The sequence below is a fragment of the Pseudoalteromonas sp. TB41 genome, assembly GCF_000497975.1.
In the GTDB taxonomy this organism is placed as follows: domain Bacteria; phylum Pseudomonadota; class Gammaproteobacteria; order Enterobacterales; family Alteromonadaceae; genus Pseudoalteromonas; species Pseudoalteromonas tetraodonis.
In genome coordinates this window covers 21,367-32,181 of sequence record NZ_AUTH01000097.1, presented here as the reverse complement: position 1 = coordinate 32,181, position 10,815 = coordinate 21,367, and the positions used below count along the sequence as shown (strand labels likewise).

The following is a 10,815-nucleotide window of genomic DNA, read 5'->3' as shown; positions in this document are numbered from 1 at the left end:
TAGGGGCTGTTGATCTTTGTAGTACATATATCAATCAGCCCACATTGGTAGCCACATCATAGTAAATGCTAAAGCGAGCATTGAATGATAATTTCGTTCAAGCTTTTCATACCGCGTGGCTATCCCTCTATATTGCTTAATACGGCCAAATGCATTCTCAACCAAGTGCCGATATTTATACATGCACCAGTCAATATCTTCATTGCCTACTAAACTGTTGCCCTTACGTGGAATAACGGGTGTAGCGTTATTATCACGAACAAACGCTCTCAGTTTTTCACTGTCGTAGCCTTTATCTGCGACAACCATATTACTTGTTGGGCAATTAGCTACGAGTGACTCTGCATGGACGATATCATGCGTATTTCCACAGGATAATTCATAATAAACAGGCAACCCTCCGCTATCGACTGCAAGATGAATTTTCGTAGAATTTCCACCTCGGCTCTTTCCAATTGATTCATTGTCAGCAGTTCTTGCACCGCAACTATGTTGATGAGCCCTGACAATACTGCCATCAATGAAGACCCAATCCATGTCCGCATCACGAGATAATGCGCGAAACAGTTCATTCAAAATCCCTTTTTTGGACCATAAATTAAACCGTCTGTAGATAGCACTCCAACGGCCAAAATCAGAAGGTAAATCTCGCCATGGAATACCTGTGCGCATCTTATACAGTATGCCTTCGAGCGTTTTTCTATGGTCGGGCTTATTATAAATTCGACCACTTAAGTACATTACTTTTGATAAGACATTCCATGTCCCGTCTGTTAGCATTAATCTTGGCATGTAGGTTCGGTGTAAAGTTTTCTGGCGAATTCAATTATACCTTATCTTCATGCTGTTTGTTTTTCATACCACAAAGATCAACACGCCCTAAAGATCATAAAAAAAATAAAATAGATGATATAGACCCCCGTGAAGATAAAGATTATTTTCACTCGGTCAAAAATGTCAGCTTTAGCTGTGCAAAAGGCGAAGTATTAGGGCTGTTAGGGCCTAATGGTGCGGGCAAAACCACAACATTAAGAATGATCTCTACCGCTTTAAAACCTGATGATGGCAGTATTACTATTGCAGGAAATGACATAATTAAAAAGCCACTCATTGGGCGCAAGTGTATTGGTTTTTTATCCGGCTCTACTGGTTTATATGGTCGTTTAACGGTAAAAGAAAACATAGAGTACTTTGCAAAACTGCACGGCATGAGCAAGCAGGCTATTAAGGCACGCTGTGAAGAATTATTTACCTTACTTGATATGCATAAATTTATTGATAAACGCGCTGAGAACCTATCAACCGGCATGAAGCAAAAAGCCAACATTGCGCGTGCTGTGGTACATCATCCAGACGTTGTTATTCTCGATGAGCCAACTACCGGCCTCGATATTATGACCACCCAAACGGTGATCAACTTTATTAAAGGCTTAAAAGCACAAGGTACTCCTGTTATTTTTTCTACGCATCATTTGGATGAAGTTGCGCTTTTATGTGACCGCGTTGCGGTGATTAATGAAGGCGTTAGTTGTTTTGATGGCACGCTTGCTGAATTTAAACAGGCAGGCAACAGTGAAGAATTAAATCAAGCGTTTATGAACATATTAACGGAGAAACATGATGTTTGAAGTATTTAAAAAGGAATTAACCGAGCTACTACGCGATAAAAAAACCTTATTGTTCGTGGTGGTATTTCCTATTGTAGTTTTCCCGTTGTTATTTGCTGTGGTTGCGTTTATATCCTCGCAAGCTGCGCTTGATGCTGAACAAAAAGTAAATACCTATGTGATTATCAATGGCGACTATGCACCAGAATTTACTGATAAAGTGTTTTATCACAAAAGCTTTGAGTTATATAAAGGTGATAAAACCTTCAACAGTATTGAGGAGCTAAAAGCTGGTGTAAACGCCGGCGATATCGACATGGGAATATACCTGCCAAGTGATGCAGTGCAAACATTAAATGAGCAAAAGCAAAGCGAATGGCAAGTTGTATTTAATGATTCAAAATCAATTAACTTCTTATTTGAGCGTGTCAAAGAGCTTGCTAAAGAGTACAGCGATATTTTACAAGAAAGTAAATTATTGAGCTTTGGTATAGATAAAAGCGCACAAGAATCTATTTTAAAGCCAGTTAATGTAGTTAAAGTAGACACTGCCGATAAGCGCGAAAACCTAGGTGAAAAAGTGGGTGGGTTTTTACCTTATCTACTTATTCCGTTAGTACTGGTAGGCGCAACGTATCCGGCTATTGATTTAGGGGCCGGTGAAAAAGAACGAGGTACCTTAGAAACTTTATTACTTACACCTATTACTCGTACCGAGCTAGTATTGGGTAAATTCATTACTCTACTCACTACGTCAATTGCATCAACCACGATAACCGTTATTAGTATGGGGTGTTGGATAGCCTTAGCGCTGGCTTTTGCTGATCTTGAATTTATCAAAGCCGCTTTTAGTACATTGGCTATCACAGACTTACTAATGATTTTTGTATTATTATTGCCTATAGCAGCAACCTTTTCTGCATTAGCTCTGGCAATATCAATCTATGCACGCTCGTTTAAAGAAGCGCAAAATTACATGACGCCATTAAGCATGGTCGTGTTTTTCCCGATTATTATTTCAATAATGCCTAACATGGAACTGACTTCTAAAACGGCGTTTATTCCGGTAACTAACGTCGCCTTAGCGATTAAAGAAATTGTTAAAGGCACTGTTGATTACACGCTGGTGGGATTGATATTCCTAGCAACAGCACTCATCGCTGGGGCACTACTGGCATTTTGTGTGAAATGGTTTAACCGTGAAGATGTGTTGTTTAGATAATTCATAAGTATAAAAAGGTCGCAGAGCGACCTTTTTTATTAATTATTATTAGGTTTTAGTGCTGAAATGAGTACTTAAAAATCGAGCTTGGCTTACAGGAATTAATAAAAAACCGCTGTATGAAAAAATCATACAGCGGTTTTTTAATTAATTTTAAGCTTATGCATTAAATTGATTTTTGATTGCTTCAATCGCGCTATCAATATCTATCATTAGCTTTTCACCAGTGCGGCGGTTTTTAAGTTCTACCTTGTTTTCATCAAGGTTACGCTCACCAATTACAAGCGTGTAAGGTACACCGAGTAATTCCATGTCGTTAAACATAACACCAGGGCGCTCTTTACGGTCATCAAATAGCACATCTAAACCTGCATCTTTCAAACCTTGATATAGATTATTAGCAATATCAGGGATACGATGCGATTTATGCATATTCATTGGCACAATTGCTAAATCGAAAGGGGCGATGGCTTTAGGCCAGGTAATACCGTATTGGTCATTATTTTGTTCAATGGCAGCGGCAACTACGCGCGATACACCAATACCATAACAACCCATAGTCATTGTTTGGTTTTTACCCGATTCGCTTAATACACCTGCTTTCATTGCTTCTGAGTACTTAGTACCTAGTTGGAAAATATGACCAACTTCAATACCGCGCTTAATTTGCAACGTGCCTTGACCACACGGGCTAGGATCGCCCTCAACAATATTACGGATATCAGCAACTTCATAGTCTGTTACGTCGCGATCCCAGTTAATACCACTAAAGTGCTCATCGTCTTTGTTGGCACCAGCTACAAAATCAGCCATTACATTCGCTGTTCTATCAACAATAATTGGCATGTTTAAGCCAACAGGGCCTAATGAACCCGGTTTTGCGCCAATGGCAGCCACAATATCTGCCTCGGTTGCCATTTCTAATGGTGCAGCAACCAGTGGGTGTTTTTCAGCTTTAAGTTCATTAAGCTCGTGATCGCCACGCAGTACTAGTGCAACTAAGCCACGTTTTCCGTCTTCATCAGGGGCGCCATAAACAATCAGTGTTTTAACACCGCGATGTGGTTTTACACCATAGTGTTTTTTCAGCTCATTAATTGTTTTAGCATCAGGCGTTGGGAATGCTTTTAGCTCTTTGCTTGCTTCAGGGCGGGATTCAGTTGGCGCTAGCGCTTCAGCTTTTTCAATATTAGCGGCGTAGTCACTGGCATCACTAAAGGCAATAGCGTCTTCGCCAGATTCAGCAAGTACGTGAAACTCATGCGATACACTACCGCCTATAGAGCCGGTATCAGCAATAACAGGGCGGAAATCAAGGCCTAAACGTTCAAAAATATTACAGTAGGCTTTGTGCATAACTTGATAAGTTGCATCTAAACATTCATCGGTTAAATGGAATGAGTAGGCATCTTTCATAGTAAATTCACGAGCACGCATAACACCAAAGCGCGGACGACGTTCGTCACGTACTTTAGTTTGTACTTGGTACAAAGTAATAGGCAGTTGCTTGTAGCTGTTAATTTCTTTGCGGACAAAATCGGTGATCACTTCTTCATGGGTAGGACCCATAGCAAATTCACGATTGTGACGATCGGTAAAGCGCATAAGCTCGGGACCAAACTCACTCCAGCGGCCCGATTCTTCCCATAAGTCAGCCGGTTGAATTACTGGCATTAGCATTTCAATTGCGCCTGCTTTATCCATTTCTTCGCGTACAATGTTTTCTACTTTTCTAAGCACACGTAAACCAGAGGGTAGCCAAGTGTATAAACCCGAAGCGACGCGACGGATCATTCCGGCTCTAAGCATTAATTGATGCGATACAATTTCCGCATCTGATGGCGTTTCTTTAAGTGTAGCGAGTATATATTGACTAGTACGCATGTTTTTTCCGAAATAGAGTAATATGTTCTTTTAATTAAGGCGCTCAGTTTACCAGCGGATGCATTGACACTAAAGCGCTAAGTGATTTTTTATCGCATTTTATAGCCATAGCAGGGTTTTAAAGTTAGTTTAACTGGGCTCTATATGAGTAACCAGATGATGAGAGTCAGTCACTTGCCAGGTAATGTTGTATTCATACAAATTCATACCATAACTTTGCATGCCTTGTTTTTGCTTTTTATACGCTGGGCGAGGATCTTGTTTTAGCACATTGCTGATAAACGCTTGTAGCTCAGGATAGTGGCTTTGTTTATTTATAAATTCCAAAGCTTGCTCACTAAATTCGACACTCATGTGAGTTTCTGGGCGCGTGTCGGCAAAGCCTGCACTGGCATCAGGTAAAGCGTCTGAATAGGGCAAATAAGGCTTAATATCAATAATAGGTGTACCATCAAGTAAATCAATACCGGCGAGCAATAACGCTAACTGACCATTTTTGTATTCAATTCCCTCTAACTTAACAGCACTCATCCCTATAGCGTTAGGTCTGAATGTGGCGCGGGTAGCAAAAACGCCTTTACGTTCATTACCACCAAGGCGCGGCGGGCGCACCATTGCTGAATAGCCTTTATCCGCGGTTTCATGAAAACGAAATAACAGCCAAATGTGACTAAATTCATCTAAACCACGAACAAATTCTTCACGATTAAAATCTGGAGCAAAAATTAGTTTAGCTTTTGCTTCTGGCACTAATCGAGGTTGTCTAGGAATGGCAAATTTTTGTTTATACGGTGATTGGATATGGCCAATAGCCGAAATTTGATAATCGCTCATAATGCTCGGTTATAGAAAAAATAGAGCGTTATTCTACCTTTTATTAACGTTGCTGGCATTAGCTTAATTTGGAGAGTATTTTATTTTTAGACTAACAGGTTTAAATGTGAAATAAAAAAGGCAAGGCTACAAATAGCCTTACCTAACGTTTTAATAATCAAGCTATTATTAAAACATGTATTGGAATGATACTGACGCAACGTCCATTTCTGGATCAATATCATCATCTAATTCGTAACGCTCATACTCTAAACGCACTTGCATATTGGTTGTGAAAGCATATTCAATACCTGCACCATAAAATACGTCACCACCGTCTTGTGATACGCTAACGCTGCCTACTGGTAGTTCTTGAGTTAAATCAGCATCCCATTCAAACCAACCGCCTTTTGCATAAACAGAAAAATCTTCAGTGATTGGCGCTGCAAAACGCGCTGCCAGTGATACCCCATCAATTTCTGCTTTACTGCCTATGTCACTCACTTCATCAAAATTTTGATAGGCAAGCTCAAGACTTAAATGTTCATTAAATTGAGTACCGATATAACCTTTTAACATTTGCGCGTCGTCATCGAAATCGGTGTCGTTTTCGCTATCTTCAAATTGAAATGAATATTGGCCGTAACCGATACCCGTATAAATACGTGGAGAGTCCATGTCGGTAACATCAGCCTGTGCTGCTGAATTAAAACCCAGTGTTGCTAAAGCAAGTGCAGAAAGAGAAAGTGTTTTAATCATTGTATAGCTCCTTTAAAAAATAATATCTAATGTTCGATAGATTCATCAAACGTCGATTTACTTATTGCAGTGAACATGCCAATAATTTTTTTGTTTAATATTTGCCCTTGAAGTATGTTTATTGAACTTTTTTGGTGGTTTTAGTACGCAAAACATTCAACTGTTAAGCGTACTGTTAATTTGTAAAAAATAAAAATTGTAGAATTTACAGCTTGTTGTAGTTTATACATACCTGCAAAAGGTACCGAATTAGACTTGATAAAGTAAGTTTTCTGTTTCTATCGCTATTTGTTTCATTTTAATGGCGTAATTTTCTAGCTTTTTATCTTCGTCAGTAACAGATGTGAATTCAGGAACGGCAACAGGGTAACCCGTCTCATCCATAGCAACAAAACTTATTACACAATGATTAGTTTCAACTAAGTTTTGGGTTTTAGGGTCGCCACAGCGTACTTGTATGAAAATTTGCATACTGGTTTTACCGGTGTGTGCAATTTTGGCTTCCACTTCAACAATTTGGCCAACCAAAATAGGACGGCTAAACTTAACGCCCGCAACCGATACGGTTACGCAGTAATGACCGCTCCAACCTGCAGCACAGGCATAGCCTGCTTGGTCAATCCACTTCATGACCACACCACCATGCACCTTACCACCAAAATTTACATCGGTAGGCTCTGCTAAAAAACGAAAAATTACACTCGACGACGCCATAACACACTCTCATTTATTCATATTACTTAACAGCATAGCGCAAAAAAGGGGCCGAAGCCCCTGCAATTTAGGATAAGTTTATAATTTCTTTAGAAAGGTTGTTACATATTGGGGTAGTTAGGACCGCCAGCACCTTCAGGGGTGACCCAGGTGATATTTTGGCTCGGATCTTTAATATCACAGGTTTTACAATGCACACAGTTTTGTGCATTGATCACAAAGGCTTGCTCGCCTTCGACTTCTTGTACTTCATAAACGCCGGCAGGGCAGTATCGCTGTGCAGGTTCATCAAATTTAACTAAATTTACCTTAATCGGAATTGATGCATCTTTGAGTTTTAAATGACACGGCTGCGATTCTTCATGATTAGTATTTGATAAAAATACCGAAGAAAGCTTATCAAAGCTGAGTTTGCCATCAGGCTTTGGATAGGCAATTTTTTCAGCTTGATCAGCGTCTTTTAAAGTGGCGTGATCGGGTACGTTATCTTTAAAACTAAACGGTAGGGCACCCTTAAATATGTTTTGATCAAGGGTGTTGTATGCACCGCCTGCAAATTTACCTAATGTATGCATTGCAGGGCCAAAGTTACGAGATTGATACAGCTCTTTATACGCCCATGACTTTTTAAACTCAGCGGTGTACTGGGTTAAATCCGTGTTAGCTAAATCGTTTTGTAGCGCATTAAAAATGACCTCAGCGGCTATCATGCCTGACTTCATAGCCGTATGATTACCTTTAATTTTTGCAAAATTAAGCGTGCCTGCATCACAGCCCACTAACAAGCCACCCGGGAAATGCATTTTAGGCAAAGAGTGTAAACCGCCTTTGGCAATGGCGCGCGCACCATAAGCAATACGCTCACCCCCTTCAAGGGTGTTTTTAAATACCGGGTGGTGTTTTAAGCGCTGAAACTCATCAAATGGGCTTAAATGTGGATTTGAATAATTTAAATCAACAATTAAACCAACCACCACTTGGTTGTTTTCGCTATGATACATAAAAGCACCACCGCCAGTATCGCCACTCAATGGCCAACCGGTTCCGTGAACTACTTTACCAAGCTGGTGTTTAGATTCATTCACTTGCCAAATTTCTTTAAAGCCTAAACCGTAATGCTGTGGCGAGCTTTCATCGTCTAAAGCAAACTGATTGATCAGTTGCTTACCTAAATGGCCGCGACAGCCCTCAGCAAATACCGTGTATTTAGCACGTAACTCCATACCCGGCATGTAACCGTCTTTTTCATCGCCGTTTTTATCCAGCCCCATATCACCGGTAATAATGCCTTTAACAACATCATCTTCAATAATAAGTGAATGAGCACTAAAGCCTGGAAATATTTCAACGCCCAAGTTTTCTGCTTGCTCAGCAAGCCAACGACATACATTCCCCATAGAAACAATGTAGTTACCGTTATTATGAAATGTGTTAGGGGTTGCAAAATGAGGGATAGAGGTTGCTTTTTGTTCGTTATTAAACCAATAAATTTCATCGCTTTGGACTTTAGTCGTAACAGGCGCGCCCAATTCTTGCCAGTTTGGCAGTAGCTCATCCAATGCTTTGGTTTCAAAAACAGCACCCGATAATACATGCGCGCCCACTTCAGAGCCTTTTTCAACCACACAAATCATACACTCTTGTTGTTTTTCTTGTGCTTGCTGCGCGAGTTTAATTGCTGTTGAAAGCCCAGCAGGGCCTGCCCCTACAACAACAACATCAAATTCCATGGTTTCGCGTTCAATCATAATAACCTCTTTATCTATGACGGACTCACTCTTGCCCTATAGGCAATAAGTAAGCTAAGCAACCTGTTATTTTGTGATGCAAATTAAACGTTACAGGTTGTGAATAGTTTAAGGTTATTTTAGGTTGACGTTTACGTCAACAGGAAGTAGTCTGATTTCATAAAATAAATAGGTTGACGTATACGTTAGCTTATAGGTTTAAATAATTATGGAGTCCCTATGAAAGTTCTCGTACCAATAAAAAGAGTGATTGATTACAACGTAAAAGCTCGCGTTAAACCTGATAACAGCGGTGTTGATTTAAGCAACGTAAAAATGGCAATGAACCCATTTTGTGAAATAGCGGTAGAAGAAGCGATTCGTTTAAAAGAAGCCGGTACTGCAAGCGAAGTGGTTGTTGTTACTATTGGCGCTAAAGCATCGCAAGAACAATTACGCACAGCACTTGCCCTTGGCGCTGATAAAGCGATTCATGTTGAAACCGAGCAAAACCTAGAATCTCTACATATTGCAAAGTTACTTGCGAAAGTGGTTGAGCAAGAATCTCCTGAGCTGGTTATTTTAGGCAAGCAATCTATCGACTCTGATAATAATCAAACAGGTCAAATGCTCGCTGCACTAACTAATCGCGGCCAAGGTACATTTGCTTCAAAAGTGGTTATTGAAAATGGCAAAGTGAATGTAACCCGCGAAGTTGATGGCGGTTTGCAAACTGTTGCACTTAATTTACCAGCGATTGTAACCACCGATTTACGTTTAAACGAGCCACGTTATGCGTCGCTACCTAATATTATGAAAGCTAAACGTAAACCGCTAGAAGTTATTGCGGCTGATTCGCTAGGTGTCGATTTAACACCGCGTATTGAAGTCGTTCGTGTAGAAGAACCAGCAAAACGCAGCGGCGGCATTATTGTTGAAGACGTTGCACAGCTTGTAGAAAAACTTAAAACAGAGGCAAAGGTGATTTAAATGAAAACTCTTGTAATTGCAGAGCACGATAACGGTGCCTTAAAACCAGAAACCTCAAAAACCATTAACGCCGCTAAAAAATTAGGCTTTGATGTCGATGTATTGTTAGCCGGCATAAACTTAGGTGCCGTGAGTGAGTCACTTGCGAGCATTGAGGGTGTTACAAATGTATTACTTGCAGATAACGCGGTGTACGAACATCAACTTGCTGAAAGTATGACAGATCTAGTGTTATCACTAGCTGACAGTTACAGCCATATCGTGGCAAGTGCCACAACGACAGGTAAAAACTTTATGCCGCGTGTTGCCGCATTATTAGATGTTGCACAAATTTCAGAAATTATTGATGTTATTGACGCAGACACGTTTAAACGCCCAATCTATGCGGGAAATGCCATAGCAACGGTTAAATCACTCGATAGTAAAAAAGTGATCACAGTGCGTGCAAGTAGCTTTGATTTACAAGGCGAACAAGCACCAGCTAATGTCACAACCTTAGATACGGTCTCTGATTCACAGTTAAGTAGTTTTGTTAGTGTTGAACAAACTGAATCTGAACGCCCAGAGCTCACTGCAGCTGATGTAGTTATTTCAGGTGGTCGAGGTATGCAAAATGGTGAAAACTTTGCATTATTAAATGGCATTGCCGATAAACTGGGAGCTGCAATTGGCGCTTCGCGTGCAGCGGTTGATGCAGGCTTTGTCCCTAACGACATGCAAGTAGGTCAAACAGGTAAAATTGTAGCGCCTAATTTATACATAGCCGTGGGTATTAGTGGTGCAATTCAGCATTTAGCAGGCATGAAAGACTCAAAAATTATTGTGGCCATAAATAAAGACCCAGATGCGCCTATTTTCCAAGTGGCTGATTACGGTTTAGTTGCTGATTTATTTGATGTATTACCCGAGCTTGAGCAGGCTTTATAAAGTTTAATAACCACAGCATTAATAAAGTTAAATATTCTGATTTAAAGCCGCCGTTTCATTCTTGATTCTGCGGCTTTTTTAATTCAATAACGCCACTTATCTAAATTACTTGCGCTTGGCTTTTTTTTATAACAAAGTGACAGCGTTGTCATTTGTAGTCATACAAATTATT

At 40.2% G+C, this 10,815-nt stretch carries 10 protein-coding genes; 4 read left to right on the top strand and 6 right to left on the bottom strand.

The genetic code is table 11. From position 1 onward, the window contains the following. Window positions 1–30 precede the first annotated feature (30 nt). Entirely contained in the window at window positions 31–792 is a 762-nt protein-coding gene (locus L641_RS0116820; protein ID WP_024600859.1) for an IS5 family transposase, read from the bottom strand. On the opposite strand from L641_RS0116820, the gene L641_RS0116815 reads away from it, so the two are divergent. Next, window positions 762–1,628, top strand: a complete 867-nt coding sequence (locus L641_RS0116815; RefSeq protein ID WP_253944072.1) for an ATP-binding cassette domain-containing protein — start codon at window positions 762–764, stop codon at window positions 1,626–1,628. The two genes, L641_RS0116820 and L641_RS0116815, sit on opposite strands and share 31 nt — an antisense overlap. Continuing rightward, entirely contained in the window at window positions 1,621–2,829 is a 1,209-nt protein-coding gene (locus tag L641_RS0116810) for an ABC transporter permease (protein WP_024602551.1), read from the top strand. The genes L641_RS0116815 and L641_RS0116810 overlap by 8 nt, the downstream gene beginning before the upstream one ends. Window positions 2,830–2,988: 159 nt before the next feature. On the opposite strand, the gene L641_RS0116805 is transcribed toward L641_RS0116810, so the two are convergent. The 5 genes from L641_RS0116805 to L641_RS0116785 form a co-directional block, all read right to left on the bottom strand. After that, on the bottom strand, window positions 2,989–4,713 hold the full coding sequence (locus tag L641_RS0116805) for a proline--tRNA ligase (RefSeq protein WP_024602550.1): 1,725 nt from the start codon (window positions 4,711–4,713) through the stop codon (window positions 2,989–2,991). Window positions 4,714–4,842: 129 nt separating this feature from the next. Further along, window positions 4,843–5,547, bottom strand: a complete 705-nt coding sequence (tsaA, locus tag L641_RS0116800) for a tRNA (N6-threonylcarbamoyladenosine(37)-N6)-methyltransferase TrmO (protein WP_024602549.1) — start codon at window positions 5,545–5,547, stop codon at window positions 4,843–4,845. Between the two features lie 168 nt (window positions 5,548–5,715). Next, the gene (locus L641_RS0116795; RefSeq protein WP_024602548.1) at window positions 5,716–6,285 is read right to left on the bottom strand and encodes an outer membrane beta-barrel protein; all 570 of its coding nucleotides are present in this window, start codon (window positions 6,283–6,285) and stop codon (window positions 5,716–5,718) included. Between the two features lie 249 nt (window positions 6,286–6,534). After that, complete coding sequence (locus L641_RS0116790; RefSeq protein ID WP_024602547.1) at window positions 6,535–6,999, bottom strand: acyl-CoA thioesterase; 465 nt, start codon at window positions 6,997–6,999, stop codon at window positions 6,535–6,537. 101 nt (window positions 7,000–7,100) lie between these two features. Further along, window positions 7,101–8,747 carry an electron transfer flavoprotein-ubiquinone oxidoreductase gene (locus tag L641_RS0116785; protein ID WP_024602546.1) on the bottom strand — a complete coding sequence of 549 codons (1,647 nt, stop codon included), beginning with the start codon at window positions 8,745–8,747 and terminating at the stop codon, window positions 7,101–7,103. Between the two features lie 219 nt (window positions 8,748–8,966). Between L641_RS0116785 and L641_RS0116780 the strand changes: the two genes are divergently transcribed. Beyond that, entirely contained in the window at window positions 8,967–9,716 is a 750-nt protein-coding gene (locus L641_RS0116780) for an electron transfer flavoprotein subunit beta/FixA family protein (protein WP_024602545.1), read from the top strand. Then, complete coding sequence (locus tag L641_RS0116775; protein WP_024602544.1) at window positions 9,717–10,643, top strand: FAD-binding protein; 927 nt, start codon at window positions 9,717–9,719, stop codon at window positions 10,641–10,643. Window positions 10,644–10,815 lie beyond the last annotated feature (172 nt).

What these genes read in the sequence shown, in the direction of transcription:
- L641_RS0116815 (WP_253944072.1), top strand. Translation starts at nt 762, where the DNA reads ATGTCCCGTCTGTTAGCATTAATCTTGGCATGTAGGTTCGGTGTAAAG.
- L641_RS0116820 (WP_024600859.1), bottom strand. Translation starts at nt 792, where the DNA reads ATGCCAAGATTAATGCTAACAGACGGGACATGGAATGTCTTATCAAAA.
- L641_RS0116810 (WP_024602551.1), top strand. Translation starts at nt 1,621, where the DNA reads ATGTTTGAAGTATTTAAAAAGGAATTAACCGAGCTACTACGCGATAAA.
- L641_RS0116805 (WP_024602550.1), bottom strand. Translation starts at nt 4,713, where the DNA reads ATGCGTACTAGTCAATATATACTCGCTACACTTAAAGAAACGCCATCA.
- tsaA (WP_024602549.1), bottom strand. Translation starts at nt 5,547, where the DNA reads ATGAGCGATTATCAAATTTCGGCTATTGGCCATATCCAATCACCGTAT.
- L641_RS0116795 (WP_024602548.1), bottom strand. Translation starts at nt 6,285, where the DNA reads ATGATTAAAACACTTTCTCTTTCTGCACTTGCTTTAGCAACACTGGGT.
- L641_RS0116790 (WP_024602547.1), bottom strand. Translation starts at nt 6,999, where the DNA reads ATGGCGTCGTCGAGTGTAATTTTTCGTTTTTTAGCAGAGCCTACCGAT.
- L641_RS0116785 (WP_024602546.1), bottom strand. Translation starts at nt 8,747, where the DNA reads ATGATTGAACGCGAAACCATGGAATTTGATGTTGTTGTTGTAGGGGCA.
- L641_RS0116780 (WP_024602545.1), top strand. Translation starts at nt 8,967, where the DNA reads ATGAAAGTTCTCGTACCAATAAAAAGAGTGATTGATTACAACGTAAAA.
- L641_RS0116775 (WP_024602544.1), top strand. Translation starts at nt 9,717, where the DNA reads ATGAAAACTCTTGTAATTGCAGAGCACGATAACGGTGCCTTAAAACCA.